The sequence below is a fragment of the Mesobacillus sp. QJM3NY_10 genome, assembly GCF_056173465.1.
Map to the genome: position 1 here is coordinate 763,240 of NZ_CM149675.1, position 23,471 is coordinate 786,710.

The window sequence follows — 23,471 nt, forward strand, 5'->3', positions numbered from 1 at the left end:
ATAGAGCGTATTGGCACCCGGAAAATCCAGATTGCGGAAAAACAGGTCATCAATAGGATGTATTGGCGTCCGAAAAATCCAGGTTGCGGAAAAACAGGTCCCCAATAGAGCGTATTGGCACCCGAAAAATCCAGATTGCGGAAAAACAGGTCCCCAATAGAGCGTATTGGCGCCCGAAAAATCCAAATCGCGGAAAAGCAGGTCATCAATGAATGAAGCATAACTAAAGAGGGATTTTAATATTTTTAGAGAAAGTAGATAAAAAAATAGATGGTGGTGAGGGCGATGGAGGGTTTCATTTACAAGCACTATGACGGACTGGGTCTTGCAGAGCTGGTAAAAAAGAAAGAAGTTCAGCCAATAGAACTGGTTGAGGAAGCAATCACATTAACAGATTCATTGAATCCGAGAATGAATGCAGTCATCAATAAGATGTTTGAACAGGCACGGAAGACAGCTGGGCAGCAGCTCACTGGCGCTTTTGCAGGAGTCCCAATGTTTCTTAAAGATATCTCGCAGGAAATTGAAGGACAACCAATCACGGCAGGGTCCAGGGCGTTTCTGAAATATCGGGCTAAAACAGATTCAGAGTATGCTAGACGTCTGCGCCAGGCCGGAGTGGTTTTCCTTGGGCAGACGAATGTGCCTGAATTCGCGTTAGTTGCCGTGACTGAACCCGCTCACTATGGTCCAACACGGAATCCGTGGAATCTAGATCGCACTCCTGGTGGATCAAGCGGAGGATCGGCGGCAGCTGTAGCCTCCGGAATCGTCCCAATTGCCGGCGCTAATGATGGTGGAGGGTCGATCAGGATTCCTGCTGCCTACTGCGGATTATTCGGGCTGAAGCCTACCCGCGGCCGTACTCCGGTCGGTCCGAATTATGGCCGAGCATGGCAGGGTGCATCTGCGGAACATGTCCTTACACGTACAGTCAGGGACAGCGCGGCCATGCTCGATGTCCTTCACGGTCATGAAAAAGCAGGTGCGTTTTCAGCTCCGCCTTTTGAGGGCAGCTATCTAACAGCGGCAAGCACTCCTCTTGGTAAAAAGCTGCGGATCGCTTTTTCGGTAAAATCGCCGATTGGCACGGAGGTGGATGCTGAGTGCAGGAAGGGTGTCCTGAAAACGGTTCGGCTCCTCGAATCGATGGGACACCAGGTTGAAGAAAAAGATGCTCCAGTGGATGGCGATAAAATCGCGAAAAGCTATCTCACAATGTACTTCGGAGAAACGGCAGCACTTTTAGCATCTTTAGAGGAAGTGCTTGGACGAAAAGCGACTGCCGCTGATGTGGAGCCAACAACCTGGCTGCTCGGCCTGCTTGGCAAGGCCACATCCGCAGAAGAATTCGTTTTAAGTTTAAGAGAATGGGACAGGGCAGCACTAAAGATGGAGACCTTCCATGAGACCTATGACTTTTATATCACTCCGACAACTGCTCATCCGCCAGCAAAAATCGGAGAGCTTGAGCCATCATCATCTGAAAAATTCCTTATCAGCACAGTTGGGAAGTTAGGGCTTGGTGGAGCTTTAAAGAGGGCGGGAATCGTGGACCAGATTGCACAAAAGAATCTCGCACGAACGCCATTCACCCAGCTAGCAAACCTGACAGGCCAGCCGGCAATGTCCCTGCCGCTCCATCAAACAAAAGAAGGTCTGCCAGTCGGTGTGCAGGTCATGGCAGCGAGAGGAAGAGAGGATTTGCTTTTCCAACTGGCTGGGGAGCTTGAGCAATCTGAAATTTGGCAGAATGTGAGGGAGAATCCATTATTCTAGTATTTAATCAAACGTTTGATTAAATGGGGTTGTACCCTTGGTAACACTAAAAAGAGGCAGTCGTGGCTGCCTCTTTTTCAACATAATACAATAATCCTGTACGGTGTTGTTTGCGCTGGAATGCTGAAGGTAGATGGACCGTAGACAACAATCAGATTCCTATTCGCAGGATTCTTTGTAAACCTCTGCCCATTTTCCAATAAGAGCTGTGTCCCAGGTGAAAGGTTAAGCTTCAGCATGCCATCACTGCTGACGAGCTGGCTGTTGAAGAAATCAACTTTCACATTTTGGTTCCGCGTTTCTTTTACCATGACAAGAGCCCGGTATTGTGGGGGATAAATCAGTGGGACAGGTGCGTCTGCGTCATGGTAGCCCGTCACCCTGTCGCCAACTCCCACCATCGCCTGATCCACAAAGTAAGTCTTCGGTTCCACCACAAAATTAACTTGCCTTCCACTTCCATCAATGACGGACATTAATTTATAGCAGCCTTCATTTTCGCCGGATGGCGTGATGGCAAAGTCGTTTATCATCGTCACCGTTCCACTAAAAGGTTGGTACTTAACCATTCTTTTACCTCCACTCATTGTACGTATGCCTATAATTTATTCATCCAGTACATATCGGTGCTTGTTATTCAGACATATGAAAGGGTAAACACTCATAAAAAGGGAATGGTAAGATGCCTTTCAACTATGATCTTGATTTTGATAATATTGATTTTCGTGAGCAGCCTGAACTGTACCGTGTGGGAAGGGGAGAACAGGGTGTTTTGCTTGTGGAACCCTATAAAAGTGAGATCCTGCCTCACTGGAGGTTCAAGACGCCGGAAATCGCCACGGAATCCTCAGAACAAATCTATAAAATGTTTCTTGATTATAAAGAGAAGAATGATTTTGTCGGCATGGATATGGCGAGGAAGTTTTTACAGATGGGTTATACTCGGGCCCGCCGCTATACAAATTATAAGGGCGGAAGGAAATATGACGAGGACGGCAACGTAAAAGCCCGTCAGAATGATCCGGTAAAAGCCGAATCTGCCGCCATATTTATGGAAAAGTGGAAGCAGGCCAGAACAGATAAAGAGTATCTTGAGATGAAAAAAGAGCACCAAAAGCGATATGGATGAAAAAATCCCCCTGATGACTGAAAGATCAGGGGGATTCACTTTATTTTACAGGGATTACAGCTTCATTTAAAGCTCCTTCAAGCTCCAAAGCGAAGGCTTCAGTTTGCTGCTCGCTCCAGCTGAATTGGTCACGCATGAAGTTAATAACATTTTCCTTGAAGTTATGCACAAGGTGGATATCAAATAAAATCGCTCCTGTACGTCTGTTAAAGAAGTCGATTGGTGTTGCTGCCGCTTCATATTGGATGCCATAAATCAGCTTCGCGAACAATTCCAATGGCAACCCATATTGATCTGCTTCCTTTTTGTGTTCAGATGCAAGCTGGAACACAATCGGAGTGTTCGATCCATACTGGTAGGCAAGTCGTTGGGCTTCTTCTTTTGTGAAGCCCGCTCTCATGCCTTCTTCAAGCTGTTTTTCAACAAAAGAGTCAAGCTTTGCAGAACCGCCGACATCTCCGCCTGAAATTGGCAGATTCTTCGTCTGGCATGCAGGGAAGCTGCGTCCATCTTCTTGAGCGAATTTTTTAGCAAGCAGATCCACGATCGTTTCCGCCATCTTTCGGTAGCCAGTCAACTTTCCGCCGGCGATGGTGATCAGCTTTGAATCTGATTCCCAGATTTCATCTTTCCTGGAGATTTCAGAAGGTGCCTTGCCATCCTCGTGGATCAGCGGCCTAATGCCTGCCCAGCTGGATTCTACATCTTTTTCCGTCACTTTCACATCCGGGAACATATATTGAATCGCTTTTAGAAGATAGCTTCTGTCTTCTTCCGTCATCCCTGGGTTGATTGGGTCTTCATTGTAAAAAGTATCTGTCGTGCCGACATATGTTTTGCCCTCGCGTGGAATAGCGAATACCATTCGTCCGTCAGGTGTGTCAAAATAAATCGCTTGCTTGAGCGGGAAGCGCGATTGATCAATGACGATATGGACGCCTTTTGAAAGCTTGAGGGTTTTTCCTTTTTTCGAATCATCCATTTCACGGATGCCATCAACCCATGGACCGGTTGCATTGACAACTTTTTTGGCATGAACTTCATATTCCTCGCCTGTTAAAAGATCCTCGACAACTACTCCTGACACGATTCCATTCGTATATACAAGGTTTTTAACTTTGGAATAATTCAATGCAGTTGCGCCTTTGTTAACAGCCTGCTTCATGACCTCGATGGTCAGGCGGGCATCATCGGTACGGTATTCAACATAATGTCCGCCGCCCTTCAATCCTTCTTTTTTCACGAGCGGTTCCTTTGCCAATGTTTCAGCAGCACTGAACATTTTCCTGCGCTCCGATCTTTTGACGCCTGCTAAAAAGTCATACACCCTCAGGCCGATGGACGTACTGAAACTGCCGAATGTTCCGCCTTTATGGAAGGGGAGGAGCATCCATTCTGGTGTCGTGACATGCGGACCATTTTCATACACAATCGCACGTTCCTTGCCGACTTCAGCAACCATTTTCACTTCGAATTGTTTTAAATAACGCAGACCGCCGTGCACGAGCTTTGTGGAACGGCTTGAAGTACCTGCCGCAAAATCCTGCATCTCCAATAGAGCAATGTTCATTCCTCTTGTTGCAGCATCAACAGCGATCCCGGCACCGGTAATTCCGCCGCCAATCACAAGGATATCAAATGCCTCATTTTTCAGTTTCGATACTATATTATTACGATCGAGATTTGTGAATCTCATACGATACGCCTCCTTGATAATGAAAAAAAGAGAGACCACAAACAACATTATCGCCCAAAAGCCGAAATGTTATCGTGGTCTCTCCAGTTCTCCTACCCGATTTATTAACTTGTAATCATTATATCACAGACACCTGGAATTTTCATGTGTCGGATTTCTGAAATTGATTTATTTCCCACAAGTCCCTTTTAGAAGTGGTGATGGCAGAAGCACCAGCATCCAGTGCATTTTTAACTTCTTCAGAGGTTCTAATCAGGCCGCCTGCGAAAATCGGGATGTTCACTCGTTCCTTGACTTCCTTGATCATCCAGGGCATCGCTCCTGGTAAAACCTCAATATAATCAGGGCGCGTTTTTTCAATGAGTTTATAGCTTTTTTCGAGTGCATGAGAGTCAATAAGGAATATCCTTTGCACAGCCAGCACGCCTTTTTGCTTTGCTTTTAAAATGACACTCGACTTCGTAGAAATCAGGCCATATGGCTTGTACTCCTGGCAAAGATATTCGGTCGAATAATCATCACTCTTCAGCCCCTGGATCATATCAACATGATAAATCATTTTTTTTCCATACTGTTTGGCCATCGCATTGATATTTTTCAATTGAGCGATATGCACTTCTAGCATGACCCCAATTTCGAAAGGGCTTTTAAGAAACTGCTCAAACTCTTTCATGTTCGAAGATGCGGGCAAGATTTTTTGATCCAAAATAATCCCATCCTTCAATTAGATTACCAATTATCTTAACATGAGGCGTTTGGTTTTTTCTATGACGCAGAGGACCAAAGCATATTCAAAATTGTCGAAGGACCTCAAGACTAGTACGATAGTAACAAAGATACATATCATATGACGATGAGGAGACAACATGCAGATTAGAATGGAAAAGAAGAGCACGCAGGTTTTTGAAGAAGACGCCGTCCTGGCAGCCATTGAAAGGTCACTGGCGATGATCGAGTTTGACCCCAATGGGAAAGTGCTTTGGGCGAATGAGAATTTTGCGACGACAATGGGCTATCGAGTGGAAGAAATGCCAGGACTTTTGCATAAACAGTTTTGTACAGCAGAGTTTGCCGGAAGCAGGGAATACGCAGAGTTATGGAGAAACCTTCGCAACGGCAAAAGCTTTCAGGAAAAAATCCAGCGAGTCACGAAAAGAGGCAAGCTGCTCTGGCTGGAGGCTACCTATACACCGGTTTACGATTCTTTAGGAAGAGTTGCGGGTGTGGTAAAAGTGGCCACGGACATAACACAGCGTGAGTTGAATACGACCAGACTGGCCGAGCAGCTTCAGCTGATGTCTGAAAATCTGAGCGAACGCGCAGAAATGGGCATTGCGAGAAGTGAAGAGGCATCCACAGCGGCCATTAGGCTAGCAGAGGAATCAAAAGAAAACCTCGAGATCCTAGAAACACTAAAATCACAGGCCAAATCAATCGGCAGCATCGTGCAGACCATTCGCGAAATTGCCGCACAAACCAACCTGCTTGCCCTAAACGCAGCCATCGAAGCGGCAAGAGCCGGAGAACATGGAAGAGGTTTTAATGTCGTTGCCGGAGAAGTGAGGAAGCTCGCCACACGTGTCCAGGATTCGATCCAGGAAGTCAATGAACACATCGCAGGAATCGCAGGCGAAATCACCAAAATAAACGAAGCCACCCAGCGCTCGCAAAATGGAATCAATAACAACCAGAAACTCAATGAACAAGCAGTAACCGCCTTCAAAGAAATCGGCAGCGCCGCCCACGAATTGGACCAGCAGGCAAAGACGTTCAAGGAAATATTGTAAGGACCGCGCACGGGCACCGCGATCATTTGAAATGATCGCGGTGTTTTTGATGTATGGGAGGTAGTGTGTAAGAAATTTCTATAAGCCCGAATAAAGTGAACCACCGACAAAAAGTCACATAGTAAGAGTCTTTATGCGCTGCTTTACCCGATAAAGAGTCAAAAGAAGAAAAACGGTAAAAGCAGAGCCGCTGCATTACCCGAAAAGAGTGAAAGGAGCGAAAACGGTAAAAGCAGAGCCGTTGCATTACCCGAAAAAGAGTGAAAGGAGCGAAAACGGTAAAAGCAGAACAATCGGATTACCCCATATAACAATTAGAATCCTCAGGACGGAAAATTTATCCGTCTAAGTAACTTTCCCCCTTAAATACTCGTCTCAATACTAAAAGGGTTAGCATTATTTGTTGTAATGCTTATTTTATGGTATATTTTAAGAACTTCAAACCCCTATTTTCTCCAACCAATTTCTTCACTATTCTTTTTAGACTATGATTCCCATGGGAATTAATAAATATATTTGTACTAAGAAACAGGAGTTGAACTATGGAAACGAAATTGAAAAAAGATCTTAAGATTTTCGCTTTAGGCGGTCTTGGTGAGATCGGAAAAAATACGTATGTAATCGAATACAAAAATGAAATGGTGTTAGTGGATTGTGGAATCAAGTTTCCGGATAATGAACTGTTCGGGATTGATTATGTGCTTGCGGATTATACTTATTTGAAGCAAAACCAGGACAAGCTGGTAGGGATTTTCGTGACGCATGGTCATGAGGACCACATCGGCGGGTTGCCATTTTTGCTTAAGGATGTAAAAGCGCCGATTTATGGCGGTGATTTCGCGGTTGAACTTATCAAGTCCAAGTTGCTGGAGCACAAAATCAAAGGCGTTAAATTCCACCAAATCAACAATGATACAGTCGTCGAATTCCAGAATATCAAGGTGCGTTTTTTCAGGACGACGCACAGTATCGCGGACTCATTCGGTGTTGTCGTGACAACTCCGGAAGGGAACATTGTCCACACGGGTGACTTCAAATTTGACCTGACGCCGGTTGGCGCGGGCACTGATTTCCAGAAAATCGCTGAAATCAGCAGTGAGGGAGTGCTGTGTCTATTATCTGACAGCACGAACAGTGAAGTGCCAGGTTTCTCGGTATCAGAAAAACGTGTCGGCGAAGCAATCGAAGATATTTTTCAGACGGTGGATGGCCGCGTTATTTTCGCGACGTTTGCATCGAACATTGACAGGATCCAGCAGGTGGTGAAATCATCACTAAAGTATAACCGAAAAATGGCCATCGTTGGCCGCAGTATGGAAAAGACGTTTGAAATTGGCCGCAGATTGGGTTATATTTCTGCACCTGATGAAGCGTTCGTGAGTGTCAATGAAATTGGGAAGGTTCCCAGCAATGAGATGACCATCATCTGTACGGGAAGCCAGGGTGAACCGATGGCGGCGCTTGCGAGAATCGCGAATGGCACACATAGACAAATTTCCGTCATTCCTGGAGATACGATTGTATTTTCTTCCTCGCCAATCCCGGGCAATACGATCAGCGTAAACCGTGTGATTGATAAGCTGCACCGTATTGGCGCAGAAATCATCCATCATAAAATCAGCGAAGTCCATACTTCCGGTCATGGAAAGCAGGAAGAACAGAAACTGATGATCAAGCTGCTTAATCCGGAATTCTTTATTCCAATTCACGGTGAGTACCGGATGCTTAACCAGCACGTAAAACTCGCGGAGCAATGCGGAATCCCGGCTGAAAACTGCTTTATTTTAGACAATGGAGATGTCCTTGAACTTTCTGCTGAAGGCGGACAGGTTACCGGAAAAGTACCAGCGCAGCCAGTATATGTAGACGGCAGCGGCATCGGTGATATTGGACATATCGTGTTAAAAGACAGAAGAGTCCTGTCCCAGGATGGACTTGTGATCGTAACGATGATGATCGATCGTGACAAAAAGCAGCTTGTCAACAAGCCGACAGTCGTGACAAGAGGATTCGTTTACGTCAGGGAATCTGGCGACCTGATGAAAAATGTTGAAGAATTGATCAAGGATAAAATTGTAACAGAACTGGCAGGCGGCACGAAGGACTGGTCGAGCATCAAGAAGGCTGTCATCGACGTCGTCAATCCGTTCCTGTATAGCCAAACGGGCAGAAGGCCAATGATTTTGCCGATTATTATGGAAGTCTAATTCGAGAACGCTCCTTTATGGGGCGTTTTTTTACGTATCAACCCAAATCCCCACAAAAAACCCCACTGACTAATCAGTGGGGTTCTCAATTATTATTGTTCACCTTTTCCATAAAAGCGAAGCAAGTCACCATAAATAATCTGGTCAGAGTAGCTCAGTTCGTTCTTGGCATGCTCGATGTATGGTTCACAGCTTGCACCGTCTGTCGGCTCTTCTGTGGCCTTGTCGTAGCATACGCCTTTCGTGTAGACTACATCTTCGGTAATGAAGCTGCCGTCTCTTAGTGCAACAAAGTTATCCTGGTTTTCGGAGAAGAGGTCTTCTCCAAATTGGATGTCTTGTTTTGTATCAATTCCAGCAAGATTCAACAATGTCGGACGAAGATCGATCTGTCCAGATACAGTTGAAATCGTTTTGCCTTCATGTCCAGGGATATGGACAATCATTGGTACACGCTGCAATTGTGTAGAAACAAATGGCGTGATTTCCTTGCCAAGGTACTGCTCCATTGCTTTGTTATGGTTCTCGGAAATTCCGTAATGGTCACCGTAGATCACGATGATTGAATCCTCGTAAAGTCCTTCTGCCTTCAAATCCTCGATAAACAGCTTGAACGCCTCATCCGTATAACGGACAGTTGGGAAGTAACGGTTCAAGGTACCGCTGTTTGAATCGTATTCATCGATGAATTTATCCTCTTCATCCAATTCGAATGGGAAGTGGTTTGTCAGCGTGATGAACTTCGCAAAGAACGGTTTAGGCATTGCTTTTAAATGTTCGACTGACTGGTCGAAGAACTCGATGTCCTTCATGCCCCAGCCTACAGAGTTTTCTTCGTTCACTTCATAATCTGGCAATGAGTAGAAACGATCATAACCAAAGTTATTATACATTACGTCACGATTCCAGAAGCTCTTGTTGTTTGCATGAAGCTTCGCTGTGTAGTAAGAGTTTTCCTTCAGCCTTTCAGCAAGTGACATGTACTGATTTCCTGAGTGGGTGAAGAATACTGCTCCGCGTCCAAGCGGATATAAAGAGTTTTCTAATAGGAATTCAGAATCAGACGTTTTACCCTGTGCCGTCTGATGGTAAAAATTATCAAAGTAATAGCTGTCTTTAATAAATTCATTCAAAAATGGCGTTATTTCCTGGCCATTTACTTTCTGGCCAATGACAAAGTTCTGGGTAGACTCCATTGAAATGACAATGATGTTCTTGCCCTTTGCTGCTCCAAACATTTCTTCAGAAGGAGCTGCATATTGAGCTCGTGTATAGTTCTCGATTTCAGTCAATTGGTTGCCATCTGCCATGGCTCTTTGTGCAGTTGTCTTGGTTTGCAGGTACGCATCGTAAATATGGTGATTGTACGTTCCGATATTCTTAACAAGGATTTCCCGGTCAAACGTACGAGTCAGCAATTCAGGACGTTCGGATTCAGAAAGTCCGAGGTTGAAAAATGCCAGGCCGATTGCGCTGAAGTAAAAAGCAGCAGCATAAACGCTCTTATACTTTTTAAAAGAGACTTTAGGTGTTTTTACCATAGCTAAAGCCAGGATCAAAAGGGCATCTGCAAAATAAAGGATGTCAGTCCAGCTGATCAATTCGCCGACACTGCTCTTTAAATCGCCCATATTGCTTGTCTGTGTCAACAACGGAATCGTGATGAAATCACTGAACTCCTTATAGTAAACAACATTTGCGTAAAGAATAAAGGATGTAATAAAGCTAGTCGCAATAACAAAGATTTTCTGCTTTCTTCCTGCCATGAAAATCCCAATTCCCAGGATAAACATAAGGAAGCTCAAAGGATTAATGAACAGGATGAATTCCTGCATTTTATTTTCAATATCTATATCAAAATTAAATTTATAAACGGTGTAGGTTTTAAGCCATAATAGGACAATGGCAATCAATACGAAACTTATGGACATGTTCTTTTTTGTCCCCATGCAATCCCTCCTAGGAATCTACTGAAGTTTACATTTTACCACAAATGAAAATAGATTTGTAGCTGTACCTGTAATCGCGTAATTTTCCGATATTTATTAGTACGTATTTAACCACGGAAAAGTTTCTGGTAATTACTTCTATTTCTTTCTTTTTACCTTGGGAAACTTTTTTGCTTCCCTGTCAATTAAATGGGCAAGGGTAAAAAGGTTGCTATAGACTCACTTGCTCTTTGATTGTTAAAATGTTCTAGCAGTTGAATGGAGGCCAGTCCATGAATGAACAACGTTATTCCAATTTAAAACTAGGTGAACGCGGGGCGATGATCAGTATCCTCGCTTATATAATTCTTTCTGCCTTAAAACTTTCTGTAGGTTACATCAGCGATTCCGAAGCATTGAAGGCAGATGGCTTGAACAATACAACCGATATTTTAGCGTCGTTGTCTGTTTTGATCGGGTTGAGGCTATCGCAAAAACCTGCGGATGATGACCACCTTTATGGCCATTGGAAATCGGAAATGGTCGCTTCGATGGTGGCATCTTTCATCATCATTGTTGTCGGTTTCCAGGTTTTAACCAGCGCCTTCACATCATTTTTTGAAGGAACTGCCGAAGCACCAGATCTTATTGCTGCCTGGACAGGATTATTTTCTGCATTGATTATGTATTTCGTGTATCGTTATAACCGGAACCTCGCACGCAAAATAAAAAGCCATTCGGTCATGGCCGCGGCTAAAGATAACCTGTCCGATTCGTGGGTGAGTATCGGTACTGCTGTTGGCATCATCGGCTCCCAATTTGGTTTGCCGTGGCTCGACCCAGTAACTGCATTCATCGTTGGCGGACTAATTCTAAAAACAGGCTGGGACATCTTCCGGGAAGCATCCCACCAGCTGACAGACGGCTTTGATGTAGACCTCATTAAAGAATATAACGAAACCATCTGTAATATTCCTGGTGTCAAGGGAATTAAAGATTTAAAGGCACGAAGCTACGGCAACAATATTGTCGTTGATTGCGTCATCACTGTGAAACCTACCCTCGACATCAGCACCGCTCATGATATCTCGACGAGGGTCGAAGATAAGCTCATGCAAGAATATGATATATATGACGTCCATGTACATGTAGAGCCGGATTGATTAAAAAAAGTTATGAACGGCTATAGACTTGTTCATGCTATACTTAGCGGGACTATAAGATTTCGAAGGGTAAAGGTAAAAATTGATGAAGTTTGTAAAATCTCAAATGAAACAATTGATTAAGGATAACCCAGAACTGCAAACGCGCTTATCCAGTTTGATAAAAGAACATGATCTGGAGAAAAGCTTTGCCCTTAAGGCTTTGTATCATTCTGAAGTAGCTGAGGGCGGAAAGTATCAGCACGCATACCAAGCACTTGACTTGCCCAAGGGGTAAGTCATTTTTATTTCGATTTAACCTTTAAAGTTATATGTTATGGAATGGATAAAAGCTGTTTTTTACAGCGGAAGGATTGAAATTGATTGGAATTCACTAACTTTGAACCTATGTCTTTTATATATAATTACGCTTTTCCAGGTGAAGAAAAAGAGTTGTGCGCACTGGAGATGCGCTCATTTTTTGGGGAGGATACAGAATCCAGCATCCTGGAGAGCACTTTGAAAATCGATCCAAGCCGAAGTCCGTTCATGAGGGGACGTATGGATGTCATCCTTGAAGGTGAGAAATTGGAGGACCTAATTGAGCAAGTGAAGAAGATAGAATTGAATGCCGCTACTTTTAAAGTGATGTATGTAAAAGTGGCAGGTCCTGATAAGGTGGATTTTAAAGAGAGGCGCCGAATTGAACGGGAAGTGGGGCTGCAAATTCCCGGAGAGCCGGAGCTCGTAAATCCAGATGTGCTGTTGGGGATCATGAATTTAAACGAGCGTTGGGTATTTGGTGAATACCACAGCAGTGAAGCGGTCTGGCTGAACCATCAGCAAAAACCGCATAGCTACTCAACTTCATTAAGCACCCGTGTCGCAAGAGCTGTCGCCAATATCGCAGTTCCTGATCCAGCTGGAGTTAAAGCGATCGACCCATGCTGCGGAATTGGAACGGTAGTGGTGGAAGCATTGTCGATGGAGATCGACATCGTTGCCAGTGATATCAATCCGCTCATACTGCCTGGAACAAGGGAGAACATCGCGCATTTTGGCTATGCAACGGAAGTGGCGTTTAAGGACATCCGCAAGATCACTGGGAGCTATGACGTGGCGATTATTGATATGCCGTACAATCTGTGCTCAGTAATCACACCCGAAGAGCAGCTCGAGATGCTCCAGAGCACATACGAATTCGCTAATAAAGTAGTTATCGTCACCATTGAACCAATCGATCCTATCATCGGAAATGCCGGCTTTGAAATCGCTGATCGCTGTGTCGTGAGAAAAGGGACCTTCGAACGTGAGATCATTGTATGTAGAAAATAAGATAAATTTAAGGACGATTATGGGCTGTCATAATCGTCCTTTTTCTACCCTCTATTTAATAGCCTTGCTCACTTTTAGCTTCTTTCCCTTGATAGTCGCATTCTCCATTGCCTGAATGACAAGCGAGCCTTTTCCGTTCAGGATATCGACGTAGGACATCGTATCGTGGATCGTGATGATGCCGATATCATCTGCGGTTACTCCAGGGATTTTCGCGATTGTTCCAACGAAGTCGACGGCGCGAAGCTTTTTCTTTTTGCCGCCGCTAAAATGAAGCTTCATGATATCCTGGTTGATGCGGGCTGTTTTGTTGTTTTTCACGACACGGCGCCCGCTGATTTTTTCATCGAAAGCAGCCTGGTTTCTGGCAACGTCCTGCTTGCTCGGAGCTTCTGTCACAGGGATCTCAAAGCCAATGTATCGTTCGATTGCCCTGATGAATTTGCCTTCATAAGGTGTAGCAAGCGTGATCGCTTTCCCTTTATTTCCGGCACGCCCTGTTCTGCCTGTACGGTGGACATAACCCTCTTTTTCCATCGGAACGTCGTAATTGATGACTATCGAAACGTTATCGACGTCAATTCCGCGCGCAGCAACATCGGTAGCCACTAGATAACGGAAATTCCCCATCTTAAAGCCATTCATTACGGCGAAGCGGTCTTCCTGCTCTAATCCGCCATGAAGCCTTTCGCAGGAATAATTGGCATCCTCAAGCTGTGCAAACACTGTATCAACATTTTCCTTCGTTCGGCAAAAAATGATGCAGCTATCTGGGTTTTCAACAACGGTAATGTCTTTAAGTAGTGAAATTTTATCTTCTTCTTTCACTTCGATCAGCATATGGTCTATCGTACTGGTTGTCATTCCAATTGACGCAATTTCGATATTAACCGGATCTTTCATATATTTGTGACAGAGATTTTCAACGTCTTTAGGCAATGTCGCAGAAAACACCATCGTTACTCTATCTGATGGAAGGTCTTCAATAATTGATTCCACATCATTGATAAAACCCATATTGAGCATTTCATCCGCTTCATCTATGATCAGGTACTTGATTTCATCTAATACAAGTGTTCCTCTTTCGATATGATCGATAACACGTCCTGGCGTCCCAACAACCACATGCGTTTTTTGCTTCAATTCCTCTTTTTGTTTTGCAAAAGGTTCCTTCCCATATACGGCCATCGCTTTGATTCTTTTAAACCTTCCAATATTCGTAATGTCTTCACGAACCTGAACAGCCAGCTCCCTGGTCGGTGTTAAAATCAAGACCTGCGGATTCCTTTCCTCCCATTCAAGCAAATGACAAACAGGAATGCCGAAGGAAGCAGTTTTGCCGCTGCCAGTCTGGGACTTCACGACAAGATCTTGCTTTTCCAATGCTAATGGAATGACTTCTTCCTGAACCTCTGTTGGCGATTCATATTTCAACACGGAGAGGGCGCGTTTAATTTCGTCGCTTAAGTTATAATCGTCAAAACTTCTTTTACTCATGTAAAAACCTCTTTTTATTTAGTATTATCCAACTATATATAGGATTCTCGCAACGAATCATCATATGCATAAACTGAATAGTATTCATTATACTTCAAACAGCTGACTAATCGACTTAAATTTAAGAATGGGAAGCCATGGAACAAATTGTGCTCCTTAAGTTTGCTGATGAAGCTTTTGTGAAAATAAATCTGAAGCTACGTGTAAAAAGGCTAATTTCTAAAAAAAGTTTCACAAATTATCAATAAATATATCGATACCCAAAGGGGTTATCGATATATAATAAAAACAGGAAAGAAAACGATTTCATTTTTATGAAAGGGTGTTGGACATGAACTATCAAGAAGTCAAATATCATTTAGAAGCATTGCAGATGCAGCTGGCGAATAAGATGCAGAATCCAAACCTGTCTATAGATGAAAAATCTGAGCTCCAAAGAGCAATCGCAAATTACGATTATATTATCGAATTGACTTGCATGAACCATTTTGAGCGCGGAATTGCCATACATTAAAACAAAGCCTGGAGGCTATTCCTCCAGGCTATTTTTAAGAGAAAGTATTAAAGGTCACTTCGATAATGGTCCAACTCCAGCGCTTGTCAGGGCTGACCAAGGCGCTTGCGCTTTTCTTATAGTACGCCACCCAATGGCTTCTGGCTGAAATAGTCGAGGGCATAATTGACCTGGTCAATTTCAAAGATTTTTCTTTCGATACAAAATTGAATGACGAGGTCAGCTGTTTCACTGTCTGACAAAGAGTAGCCGGCAGAGCTTAACAGCTTGTCGGTTTCTTTTTTCTTCAATTCAAGTGCCAGTGCGAGGGCGATCACTGTATTTTTGCTTGGCCTGTATTCAGGGTTAGAGCGGATTTTTGAAAAATGCCTGCGGTCAATTCCTGCTTTTTTATAAATTTCAACGTCGGAAGCGGCGCCATTTCTATCAATAAAATCAAACAGCACCTTTTGCAGAGTCGGCTTCCGTTTCTCGGCAATGAAGCTTTCAATCTCCAGCGGTGAAATACTCTCCAGGACATAATCCTCAAGTGGTCCAGCAGATTTTTCATAAAGGATGATCGTCATATTACTGTCGATATACTCCTGTAAATCTGCCAATATCTTTTTATCCAGCATGGGGTCAGCCTCCTTAAAATGTCGCTTAACAGGCGACCAATATATGGATGAATCTAGATATGATTATATCAGATTCAACCTAGGAGGATGATAGATGATGAACAACAATTTAACGGAAATCATTTTTTTGCTTGACCGGAGCGGCTCGATGGCAGGGCTGGAGAGCGACACTGTTGGCGGCTTCAATGCTTTCGTGAAAAAACAGTCCAAACTTGCAGGCGAAACAATACTGACAACCGTGCTTTTTGACGATGAATATGAGGTGCTCTGGAACGGCATTGATGCAAAAGAGGCGAAGCTGACAGAAGATGATTATTATGTCCGCGGGACGACAGCACTTCTGGATGCCGTGGGTAAAACGATACTCGATGTTGGCTACCGCCTGGCAAAAACAAAGGAAGACCGCCGGCCAGGCAAGGTTATATTCGTGATCACGACAGATGGCATGGAGAACGCAAGCAGTGAGTTCACTTATGGAAAAGTGAAGGAGCTGATCAAGCACCAGCAGGAAAAATACGGCTGGGAATTCATCTTCATGGGTGCGAATATCGATGTCGCCAAGGAAGCTGACAGCCTTGGAATCAATATTGAGAATTCTTTTAAATTTGAAGCCTCAGAAAAAGGCATTGAAAACATGTATGAGATAGTTTCGGAATCCATTATGGAAAAGAGAATGAAGTAGAAATTAAGATCCAGGAGGAATGGTCATGACAAACAATAATTTAGGAACCTGCAAGACTTGTGGAAAAGAAATCGCAAAAGGTGTGAAGAAATGTCCTCACTGCGGGAAAGACCAGCGAAGCTTTTTCGGGAGACATAAAATTCTGAGTTTCATTGGTGTATTGATCCTTTTTGGTATCATTGGCTCAGCACTTGGCGGCGGAGAAGAAGTAAGCAATGAAGGTGGCTCTGCTGCAACAGCATCTGCACCTGCCAAGGAACAAAAGTTATATATAGTCGGAGAAGCTGTTCCAGCAGACAAGGTTGAAATCACCGTTACAAAATTTGAAGAGAAAAATCAAGTTGGCAATGAATTCATCAATAAATCGGTATCTGAGGGCGGTACGTTCGTAGCAATCCAATATAAAATCAAGAACACTTCCAAGAAGCCGGTCGGAATGTTTGATTATCCAAGTGTCAGACTGGTGGATGGAGAAGGAACAGAGTACGATTCTGATATTGATGCATCTTCTAACTACGCACTCGAGACGAATGTAGACAATGCCAAGATTGCAAGCGACTTAAATCCAGGAATTACTGTTACCGATACAAAGGTATTTGAAGTATCGAAGGAAAGTTTTGCTGTAGGAAAATGGTTTATCAAGATTGGCGATGAAAAAGTACAGTTGAATTAACAGGTTTAATCCCGGAGTATTTCCGGGTTTCTTTATTTTCCATTCGATCTGACATTTCGAGGACATAAAAGGTTTTCAAGAAAGCAATGATGGTAGGCTTAAACCCGGCTATTTCAACCGGCTAAAGCTTATCTAATTTTTTTATTCATTTTTTCTCATCTGACATTTTGCTGACATATTCACAGAGTAAATTATGAGTATAAGGTTCATGTCCATCTTGAACCTGAAAAATAGAATGGTTTGTAGGAGGATGTCAGATATGAAAAAGAAATCAGTTATTGGATTTACAATCGCTGGAGCACTTTTGCTAGGAGGTTATGCTACTACCTCTTTAGCGAATGACGACAGTACAACAGGCACAGCAGCAACGGCTGTCAAAAGCTTTTTCGGTAAAGGTTTTGGTCATAAGGGATTTTACGGAGGTAACTCAGAGGCACTGATCGAAAAGGCAAAAGAACTTGGAATCAGTACATCAGGTAAAGACGCTCAAACCTTGATGGGTGAAATTCGCGAAGCTACCCTTAAAAATGAAGCAAAAGAACTGGGAATCAAGACAGATGGCAAGGATGTCGCAACGCTGGCTGAGGAAGTCCAGTTGGCCAATCTTAAGGATAGAGCGAAGGACCTGGGCATCTCGACTGATGGGAAGGATGCAGCTGCACTTCATGATGCGATCCGTTTAGAGAACCTTAAGGATAAGGCGAAAGAACTCGGCGTCTCAACAGACAACAAAGATGCTCAGAATCTAATGGAAGAAATCCGCACAGCGAACTTGAATAAAAAGGCCAAAGAGCTCGGTGTCTCCACTGAGGGTAAAGACCTGCAGACACTGCAGCAGGAAGTTCATGCGGCTTTTATAAACCAAGAGGCTAAAAAGTATGGAATTACAGTAGACGGCAAGGATATCCGCGAAATAACTCAGGAGGTACAGTCCGCCAAAGTAAAAGCAGACGCAAAAGAGTTGAATATCACGATTGACGGGAAGACTATCGGCGAAATCTCCCAGGAAGTACAGGAAAAGAAAGTCGTGAACCTGGCGAAGGAACTTGGAATATCCACTACAGATAAAGATACACGCGAACTAATGGAAGAGATTCGAGATAAAGATGCTGACAAGCTTGACGAGCTGTTTGAAGATGGATTCGGACGCCATGGTATGGGCTTTGGGCAAGGCGGAGGTTTCGGAAAAGGTAATGGCATGGGAAATGGTGAAGGCATTGGAAAAGGCAGTGGGTTTGGACATGGCGGCGGCAAAGGCGGAATGGGTCAAGGTGGTTTCCGCGGTGAAGGCGGTCGTGGCGGCATGCACCAGAATGGTAGCGGAAACGGGTTTTAACTTAAAAATATCGTCATAATCCCCCGGTATCTAGCGGGGGATTTTTCTTGTAAAATAAGGAGTAGAAAATGAACCGGAATGACGGGCACCAGAGTGAAAGCTTTCTAGTAGTGATGGGAGTGGCGATAATATGAAGACCATTTTAATCGTAGAAGATGAACAAACGATCTCAAGAGTGCTGGCGGTTTACCTGAAACATGAAGGCTATGAGGTTGTACAGGCTTTCGATGGTAGCGAAGGTCTGACATTGTTTACTAAGCAAAAGCCGGATCTTGTTCTGCTGGATGTGATGCTTCCGGAAATGGACGGCTGGGAAGTTCTAAAGGAAATCCGTCAAATCAGCCCATGTCCGGTCATCATGCTTACTGCCCTTGGGGACATTGATTATCGTTTGAAAGGGCTGAACCAGGGAGCGGACGATTATATTTCCAAGCCTTTTATTGGTGAAGAAGTGGTTGCCAGGGTAAATGCCGTACTTCGCCGTTCTTCCTATGTGCTCGAAACGGAAAACATGAAACAGTTTGGCAGTCTGAAAATCAACATGGATTCCCATGTTGTCACGGTGGGTGGAGAGAAAGTTGTCTTAACTCCCAAAGATCTCAGTTTGCTGATTTTTTTAGCGGAAAGGCCAAACCGAACATTTACCCGAGAAGACTTGATCGAAAGCGTATGGGGAATGGATTATGACGGAAGTGACCGTGCAGTGGACCTATCGATAAAAAGAATCCGCCAATCCCTAGCGGAGTGGCCCGCGTCACAGGGAGAAATCACGACATTAAGAGGATTGGGGTATCAGTTCAGTGTTTACGAAAAATAAAAAGCACGTGACATTGTTGAGATTTTGGACAACGAGATATCTTCTAACCCTGATTGTCGGGCTTCTTTTGCTTGGTGCGGGATCGGTGTGGTGGATCAAGGAAACGACACTGGAAAACAGATTGAAGTTAATGGAATATATGGCAGTTGAAACTGCGGACCGGGTCGCCCAGTCCAGTAATTTCAGCGGTTTTGACCGTAGAATGGAAGACCGGACAAGATTCTTCGAAATGGAAAATCAGCCTCTGCTTTTGATTACTGATATGGAAGGGAATGTTCTGAATACAGGTCCGATGCATGGTGGAGGTGGTCCACGCCATCTATCAAAAAATGTGCCTGCAGAGGTAATTGCAAGTGAGGATTCCATTAAGAGACTCACAGAAAATGGAACAGATGTTTACGCTGTTAAGGCGCCAATCATCATCGATGATATTCAAGCCGGCTGGGTAGTTGTGATGCAAAATGCTGGCGACTTGACTAACATCGACCAGGAATACCGTTTGTTACTCATTTTACTGTTGGGGCTTGGCTTGCTTGGATGGGTAGTTATTTATCTTCTCACGAAAAGAATCCTCAAACCAATCCAGAGTGTAGCACGGGCAGCGGCACAGGTGCGTGAAGGTGATTATGACATCAAGCTTGATGCCAACCAAAAGGAACTTGAAATATATGAACTCGTGACTTCTTTTAAAGAAATGACCAGCCGTTTGACCCAGCTCGAGCAAATGCGTGCTGAGCTGCTGGCTGGTGTGACCCATGATTTGAAAACGCCTGTGACCTCGATCAGCGGACTTGTCCAGGCTGTGCGGGACGGGGTCGTAACAGGGGAGGAGCGCCAGGAATTCCTGGACATCACGCTGAGGGAAATCCAGAGATTGCAAACCATGATTTCTGATTTGCTGGAATTCAACTCATTGGCAGCAGGTGCCTTCACGATCCGTACAGAGAATTGTGATATGAACAAACTCGTTGTGGATATCGGGAGGCAGTGGCAGGTCACGCAAAATGAACCCATTGATTTAAAGGTCATCACACCTGACGACACCATACATGCTATGACTGATCCATTACGATTGCAGCAAATCTTGATAAACCTATTGAATAACTCCTATCAGGCGATCGGCCATGGTGGTACTATATCCCTCATTCTTTCAGAGGGAAGAATTGATGTAAAAGATACAGGTTCAGGGATCCCAGAAGAAGAGCAGGCACTCGTCTTTGACCGTTTCTTCCGGGGTGAGAAGAAAAAACTCAAGGTAAGAGGTCTTGGACTTGGCCTTCCTTTTAGTAAAATGCTTGCTCGTTCCCTGGGGGCAGATCTGATTTTAAAGGAGAGCAGTCAACAGGGAACGACATTCTCCATCGTTTGGGACAAAACAGGGCTGCCATCCTAGGCAGCCCTTACATCTCTATTAATTCTTTTAAAGTATTGTCTAACCTCTCATAGCTGCCGCCAATAATCAGCCAATCATCTGGAATGACGGTGAATCTGCTGTTGCTTCCACTCAAATAACTGTAGATGATCTGTGCTTCATCGATCTCAGCTTTGCCAATTATGAGTGATCTCCCCATTGCATACTCTTGATAAGAGGTCATAATGCTTGTCCTGATTTCTTCTAAATGCTGCTCAATCATCTCCAGAGTATATTTTTTGCTGAAAATGACCTTGTGTCCCTTGATGAAAAAAAGTTTCATTGTATTCTCCATTAATCGCTCGATAGCCACAATGTTTTGACTGTCTTCGGTAAACTGAACGACGGTTTCTTTATATAAAAGGACTGAAAAGGATTTAATGTAATTCCTGAATTTTGAGGCTGCCTCATATTGATATTCACTGGCAGCGTGCTGCATTTTCTCTCTTAATCCCTCAATGATTCCTGAGTCATCCCCCTTAAGCAATGAAATGATGGTGTCCACCACCTCATTGTATTGTTTGACAGCATTTCCTCCTAAACACAAGCCATTGCACTGGCCAAGAAAATAATTCAGGCACGGAGAACCTTTAAAGGGCTGGAGGCAGTTTATTTTAAAATACTCCTTCATATCTTCAATTGATTTCTTTACATAGATTGGGCTTGTGTACGGACCAAAGTACATGACGCCGTCCTTATCCGTTCTATTTTGTGTGATGGAGATTTTTCGATATGGCCCCTCCATGTCAATTTGAATATATGAATATGCCAGGTGACTTTTCATTTTTTTATTGAAAAGAGGTTTTAATTCTTTGATCAGCTGGCATTCAAGCAAGAAAGCCTCAAATTCTGTATCAGTAAGGATATAGTCAAAATCGTGGATGTTTGCGACCAATTTCCTGATTTTTTGAGGGTGGGCTGCTGATTTATGAAAATAGGATTGGACTCGCTTCTTAAGACTTTTTGCCTTTCCAATATAGATGATTGTTCCTGTTTGATCCTTCATCAGGTAGACACCGGGTGTCAAAGGAAGGCTGTTGATTTTTTCTCTTAATTTCATTTCGCTCTCCTTCCTCAGTTTTGATTGTTCTTTTTCATATTCCACTTGGTTTTGGGACTTTTATCGAGAAGATGTGATGCACCTAGAGATTACGAAGCGACACGTAAAATTCAAGATGGTTATTAAAATTTTGAATCCTTATATCTCTCCATATTTTAGCATGAATGAGGATTTAAGCCGTTTATCCGTACAAAATACGCGACTAAGTCCAAATGTTTCCGCTTTCATTCACTATCTCGCCAGTATGCTCCCGAATTGGCTTCATATCCTTGAATCTCATTCTGAGGATGTTACTATAGGTAACGTTGATAAAATGTGAACGGAAATAAACTTTTATGAGGTGAATGCGGTTGTTAAAACATAAAAAAGTAGCTTTTTTAGGTGCCGGATCCATGGCGGAAGCAATGATTTCAGGTGTAGTAAAGTCAGGTAAAATGCGTGCGGAAAATGTTTATGTTACGAACAAGAGCAATGCAGCGAAACTGGAGCGATTGGAATCCAGATATGGAATCAATGCGATGCCCCAGGCTGAACTGCCTTATGAAGATATCGATATGTTTATTTTAGCGATGAAGCCAAAAGGAGCAGCGGGAGCACTTGCGGCTTTGAAGGATAAATTAGTGCCTGGTCAGGTGGTCGTGTCCGTTCTGGCAGGTATTTCAACAGGTTTTATGGAAGATAACCTTAAAGATGGCCAGCAGGTTGTCCGAGTCATGCCGAACACATCAAGCATGATCCAGGAATCAGCCACTGCCATTTCTCCAGGAGTACACACAACGGATGAAAACATCGAGGATGTAAAAGATCTTTTAAGCAGCATGGGCAAAGTGTTCCTGATTGAAGAGGAGCAGATGGATATCTTCACAGGCCTTGCCGGAAGCGGCCCTGCTTATTTTTACTACTTGATGGAGCATATGGAGCGTGTCGGCAGGGAAAACGGCATGGACGAAAAAATGGCCCGTGAAATCATTGCCCAGACAATCCTTGGTGCAGCTAAAATGATCATCGAAAAAGACGAAACACCAGAGGTCCTCAGGAAAAATGTGACCTCTCCAAATGGAACGACAGCATCTGGTTTGAACGCGTTGAGAAAGTACAACGGCGGTACGGCAATCTCCCAGGCAGTCAACCATGCGGCAAACCGCTCAAAAGAAATTAATCGAGAACTTGAAGGAGTCCTTGTTCCTTCATAAAAAACGAACGCTCCGGGCATTGTAGCCCGGAGCGTTTTTTGCATATGGCCGTTTTACATTGCGGTTTTGACCTTACATGTACAATCTATAGCCCCGCATTTTCTCAAACAGGTATTGTACCCCATACAGTAAGTAAGCTTTGTAGTGCAGGTAGAAAAAGAACTGAAGGTGGCTCAAATTGTTCAGCCTGATGATTTTTAGCTTTTTGAGTACATCAATGAAAAAGAAAGCAAAAATCGCGTCAGCAACCGCATTTAGCGTAATGAACTTTTTGAAATTCCCAAACGAGTACTTGAGCAGCCACATTGAAAGCGGCATATATGGTCCGATGCTAAATGGAAGTTCATCCCTCAGGAAAGACTTTCGTTTATTATAAAACTTCCACCATCTCCGTTTGTGACCATACAAATGGTTAACAATCTCAAAAACAATAATAAAAATACCAGCAAAAGAGAACCGCTTAAAGCTTCTTTTGCCGATGAACAATAAAGACAGCCATGGAACGGCAATGATTATTACATTAAACAGGAAATGTTTTCTTGAAATCAATTATGTATTCACCTCAACCGCAGTTCGATTCTTCTATAAACTGTCCAATATTTAGTAAAAATAACCGTGTATTGAAGAAATATCCTCTGTGTTTATTTTTTCAAAATTATTGAAATAGT

The 23,471-nt window shown here is 43.6% G+C and carries 22 protein-coding genes; 14 read left to right on the plus strand and 8 right to left on the minus strand.

The window, feature by feature from the left end; genetic code table 11:
- Nucleotides 1-285: 285 nt before the first annotated feature.
- Nucleotides 286-1,779: an amidase gene (locus AC0VX7_RS03825; RefSeq protein WP_475426753.1), complete on the plus strand. Its 1,494-nt coding sequence runs from the start codon at nt 286-288 to the stop codon at nt 1,777-1,779.
- Nucleotides 1,780-1,856: 77 nt separating this feature from the next.
- On the opposite strand, the gene AC0VX7_RS03830 is transcribed toward AC0VX7_RS03825, so the two are convergent.
- Complete coding sequence (locus tag AC0VX7_RS03830; RefSeq protein ID WP_475426754.1) at nt 1,857-2,348, minus strand: hypothetical protein; 492 nt, start codon at nt 2,346-2,348, stop codon at nt 1,857-1,859.
- Nucleotides 2,349-2,461: 113 nt separating this feature from the next.
- Between AC0VX7_RS03830 and AC0VX7_RS03835 the strand changes: the two genes are divergently transcribed.
- Nucleotides 2,462-2,908, plus strand: coding sequence for a DUF4385 domain-containing protein (locus AC0VX7_RS03835; protein WP_475426755.1), 447 nt, complete (start codon nt 2,462-2,464; stop codon nt 2,906-2,908).
- Between the two features lie 40 nt (nt 2,909-2,948).
- On the opposite strand, the gene AC0VX7_RS03840 is transcribed toward AC0VX7_RS03835, so the two are convergent.
- Nucleotides 2,949-4,604, minus strand: a complete 1,656-nt coding sequence (locus AC0VX7_RS03840) for a glycerol-3-phosphate dehydrogenase/oxidase (RefSeq protein ID WP_475426756.1) — start codon at nt 4,602-4,604, stop codon at nt 2,949-2,951.
- A gap of 142 nt (nt 4,605-4,746) precedes the next feature.
- The gene (locus AC0VX7_RS03845) at nt 4,747-5,316 is read right to left on the minus strand and encodes a glycerol-3-phosphate responsive antiterminator (protein ID WP_475428070.1); all 570 of its coding nucleotides are present in this window, start codon (nt 5,314-5,316) and stop codon (nt 4,747-4,749) included.
- A 154-nt stretch (nt 5,317-5,470) separates the two neighbouring features.
- Here AC0VX7_RS03845 and AC0VX7_RS03850 point away from each other — a divergent pair, with 154 nt between their 5' ends.
- Together AC0VX7_RS03850 and rnjA are read left to right on the plus strand one after the other, a co-directional pair.
- Entirely contained in the window at nt 5,471-6,391 is a 921-nt protein-coding gene (locus tag AC0VX7_RS03850; RefSeq protein WP_475426757.1) for a methyl-accepting chemotaxis protein, read from the plus strand.
- A gap of 542 nt (nt 6,392-6,933) precedes the next feature.
- Nucleotides 6,934-8,598 carry a ribonuclease J1 gene (gene rnjA, locus AC0VX7_RS03855; protein WP_215034213.1) on the plus strand — a complete coding sequence of 555 codons (1,665 nt, stop codon included), beginning with the start codon at nt 6,934-6,936 and terminating at the stop codon, nt 8,596-8,598.
- 92 nt (nt 8,599-8,690) lie between these two features.
- Here rnjA and AC0VX7_RS03860 read toward each other — a convergent pair whose 3' ends face one another.
- On the minus strand, nt 8,691-10,547 hold the full coding sequence (locus AC0VX7_RS03860) for an LTA synthase family protein (RefSeq protein ID WP_475426758.1): 1,857 nt from the start codon (nt 10,545-10,547) through the stop codon (nt 8,691-8,693).
- Nucleotides 10,548-10,819: 272 nt separating this feature from the next.
- Between AC0VX7_RS03860 and AC0VX7_RS03865 the strand changes: the two genes are divergently transcribed.
- The 3 genes from AC0VX7_RS03865 (at nt 10,820) to AC0VX7_RS03875 (ending at nt 13,003) form a co-directional block, all read left to right on the plus strand.
- On the plus strand, nt 10,820-11,689 hold the full coding sequence (locus tag AC0VX7_RS03865; RefSeq protein WP_215034205.1) for a cation diffusion facilitator family transporter: 870 nt from the start codon (nt 10,820-10,822) through the stop codon (nt 11,687-11,689).
- A gap of 85 nt (nt 11,690-11,774) precedes the next feature.
- Complete coding sequence (locus AC0VX7_RS03870; RefSeq protein WP_144475303.1) at nt 11,775-11,966, plus strand: hypothetical protein; 192 nt, start codon at nt 11,775-11,777, stop codon at nt 11,964-11,966.
- A gap of 110 nt (nt 11,967-12,076) precedes the next feature.
- Entirely contained in the window at nt 12,077-13,003 is a 927-nt protein-coding gene (locus AC0VX7_RS03875; protein WP_475428071.1) for a TRM11 family SAM-dependent methyltransferase, read from the plus strand.
- A 51-nt stretch (nt 13,004-13,054) separates the two neighbouring features.
- On the opposite strand, the gene AC0VX7_RS03880 is transcribed toward AC0VX7_RS03875, so the two are convergent.
- Nucleotides 13,055-14,500 (minus strand): DEAD/DEAH box helicase, encoded by a 1,446-nt coding sequence (locus tag AC0VX7_RS03880; RefSeq protein WP_475426759.1) that lies wholly within the window; start codon nt 14,498-14,500, stop codon nt 13,055-13,057.
- A 331-nt stretch (nt 14,501-14,831) separates the two neighbouring features.
- On the opposite strand from AC0VX7_RS03880, the gene AC0VX7_RS03885 reads away from it, so the two are divergent.
- Nucleotides 14,832-15,014, plus strand: a complete 183-nt coding sequence (locus AC0VX7_RS03885; protein WP_215034199.1) for a DUF3896 family protein — start codon at nt 14,832-14,834, stop codon at nt 15,012-15,014.
- Nucleotides 15,015-15,130: 116 nt separating this feature from the next.
- Here the strand turns inward: AC0VX7_RS03885 and AC0VX7_RS03890 are convergent, their stop codons facing one another.
- Nucleotides 15,131-15,631: a hypothetical protein gene (locus tag AC0VX7_RS03890; protein ID WP_475426760.1), complete on the minus strand. Its 501-nt coding sequence runs from the start codon at nt 15,629-15,631 to the stop codon at nt 15,131-15,133.
- A 94-nt stretch (nt 15,632-15,725) separates the two neighbouring features.
- On the opposite strand from AC0VX7_RS03890, the gene AC0VX7_RS03895 reads away from it, so the two are divergent.
- From AC0VX7_RS03895 to AC0VX7_RS03915, 5 genes are all read left to right on the plus strand, one after another.
- Nucleotides 15,726-16,313 carry a vWA domain-containing protein gene (locus AC0VX7_RS03895; RefSeq protein WP_475426761.1) on the plus strand — a complete coding sequence of 196 codons (588 nt, stop codon included), beginning with the start codon at nt 15,726-15,728 and terminating at the stop codon, nt 16,311-16,313.
- Nucleotides 16,314-16,338: 25 nt separating this feature from the next.
- Nucleotides 16,339-16,986: a DUF4352 domain-containing protein gene (locus tag AC0VX7_RS03900; RefSeq protein WP_475426762.1), complete on the plus strand. Its 648-nt coding sequence runs from the start codon at nt 16,339-16,341 to the stop codon at nt 16,984-16,986.
- A gap of 259 nt (nt 16,987-17,245) precedes the next feature.
- Complete coding sequence (locus tag AC0VX7_RS03905; protein ID WP_475426763.1) at nt 17,246-18,322, plus strand: hypothetical protein; 1,077 nt, start codon at nt 17,246-17,248, stop codon at nt 18,320-18,322.
- A gap of 130 nt (nt 18,323-18,452) precedes the next feature.
- On the plus strand, nt 18,453-19,139 hold the full coding sequence (locus tag AC0VX7_RS03910) for a response regulator transcription factor (RefSeq protein WP_475426764.1): 687 nt from the start codon (nt 18,453-18,455) through the stop codon (nt 19,137-19,139).
- Nucleotides 19,123-20,532: a HAMP domain-containing sensor histidine kinase gene (locus AC0VX7_RS03915; protein ID WP_475426765.1), complete on the plus strand. Its 1,410-nt coding sequence runs from the start codon at nt 19,123-19,125 to the stop codon at nt 20,530-20,532. Before AC0VX7_RS03910 ends, AC0VX7_RS03915 begins: the two co-directional genes overlap by 17 nt.
- Nucleotides 20,533-20,539: 7 nt before the next feature.
- Here the strand turns inward: AC0VX7_RS03915 and AC0VX7_RS03920 are convergent, their stop codons facing one another.
- Nucleotides 20,540-21,610 carry a GIY-YIG nuclease family protein gene (locus AC0VX7_RS03920; RefSeq protein ID WP_475426766.1) on the minus strand — a complete coding sequence of 357 codons (1,071 nt, stop codon included), beginning with the start codon at nt 21,608-21,610 and terminating at the stop codon, nt 20,540-20,542.
- 344 nt (nt 21,611-21,954) lie between these two features.
- On the opposite strand from AC0VX7_RS03920, the gene proC reads away from it, so the two are divergent.
- Nucleotides 21,955-22,803 (plus strand): pyrroline-5-carboxylate reductase, encoded by an 849-nt coding sequence (gene proC, locus AC0VX7_RS03925; RefSeq protein ID WP_475426767.1) that lies wholly within the window; start codon nt 21,955-21,957, stop codon nt 22,801-22,803.
- Between the two features lie 72 nt (nt 22,804-22,875).
- On the opposite strand, the gene AC0VX7_RS03930 is transcribed toward proC, so the two are convergent.
- Nucleotides 22,876-23,352: a hypothetical protein gene (locus tag AC0VX7_RS03930; RefSeq protein WP_475426768.1), complete on the minus strand. Its 477-nt coding sequence runs from the start codon at nt 23,350-23,352 to the stop codon at nt 22,876-22,878.
- Nucleotides 23,353-23,471 lie beyond the last annotated feature (119 nt).

What these genes read in the sequence shown, in the direction of transcription:
- AC0VX7_RS03875 (WP_475428071.1), top strand. Translation starts at nt 12,077, where the DNA reads ATGTCTTTTATATATAATTACGCTTTTCCAGGTGAAGAAAAAGAGTTG.
- rnjA (WP_215034213.1), top strand. Translation starts at nt 6,934, where the DNA reads ATGGAAACGAAATTGAAAAAAGATCTTAAGATTTTCGCTTTAGGCGGT.
- AC0VX7_RS03910 (WP_475426764.1), top strand. Translation starts at nt 18,453, where the DNA reads ATGAAGACCATTTTAATCGTAGAAGATGAACAAACGATCTCAAGAGTG.
- AC0VX7_RS03830 (WP_475426754.1), bottom strand. Translation starts at nt 2,348, where the DNA reads ATGGTTAAGTACCAACCTTTTAGTGGAACGGTGACGATGATAAACGAC.
- AC0VX7_RS03920 (WP_475426766.1), bottom strand. Translation starts at nt 21,610, where the DNA reads ATGAAATTAAGAGAAAAAATCAACAGCCTTCCTTTGACACCCGGTGTC.
- AC0VX7_RS03860 (WP_475426758.1), bottom strand. Translation starts at nt 10,547, where the DNA reads ATGGGGACAAAAAAGAACATGTCCATAAGTTTCGTATTGATTGCCATT.
- AC0VX7_RS03890 (WP_475426760.1), bottom strand. Translation starts at nt 15,631, where the DNA reads ATGCTGGATAAAAAGATATTGGCAGATTTACAGGAGTATATCGACAGT.
- AC0VX7_RS03835 (WP_475426755.1), top strand. Translation starts at nt 2,462, where the DNA reads ATGCCTTTCAACTATGATCTTGATTTTGATAATATTGATTTTCGTGAG.
- AC0VX7_RS03900 (WP_475426762.1), top strand. Translation starts at nt 16,339, where the DNA reads ATGACAAACAATAATTTAGGAACCTGCAAGACTTGTGGAAAAGAAATC.
- proC (WP_475426767.1), top strand. Translation starts at nt 21,955, where the DNA reads ATGCGGTTGTTAAAACATAAAAAAGTAGCTTTTTTAGGTGCCGGATCC.
- AC0VX7_RS03865 (WP_215034205.1), top strand. Translation starts at nt 10,820, where the DNA reads ATGAATGAACAACGTTATTCCAATTTAAAACTAGGTGAACGCGGGGCG.
- AC0VX7_RS03905 (WP_475426763.1), top strand. Translation starts at nt 17,246, where the DNA reads ATGAAAAAGAAATCAGTTATTGGATTTACAATCGCTGGAGCACTTTTG.
- AC0VX7_RS03850 (WP_475426757.1), top strand. Translation starts at nt 5,471, where the DNA reads ATGCAGATTAGAATGGAAAAGAAGAGCACGCAGGTTTTTGAAGAAGAC.
- AC0VX7_RS03885 (WP_215034199.1), top strand. Translation starts at nt 14,832, where the DNA reads ATGAACTATCAAGAAGTCAAATATCATTTAGAAGCATTGCAGATGCAG.
- AC0VX7_RS03825 (WP_475426753.1), top strand. Translation starts at nt 286, where the DNA reads ATGGAGGGTTTCATTTACAAGCACTATGACGGACTGGGTCTTGCAGAG.
- AC0VX7_RS03870 (WP_144475303.1), top strand. Translation starts at nt 11,775, where the DNA reads ATGAAGTTTGTAAAATCTCAAATGAAACAATTGATTAAGGATAACCCA.
- AC0VX7_RS03880 (WP_475426759.1), bottom strand. Translation starts at nt 14,500, where the DNA reads ATGAGTAAAAGAAGTTTTGACGATTATAACTTAAGCGACGAAATTAAA.
- AC0VX7_RS03840 (WP_475426756.1), bottom strand. Translation starts at nt 4,604, where the DNA reads ATGAGATTCACAAATCTCGATCGTAATAATATAGTATCGAAACTGAAA.
- AC0VX7_RS03895 (WP_475426761.1), top strand. Translation starts at nt 15,726, where the DNA reads ATGATGAACAACAATTTAACGGAAATCATTTTTTTGCTTGACCGGAGC.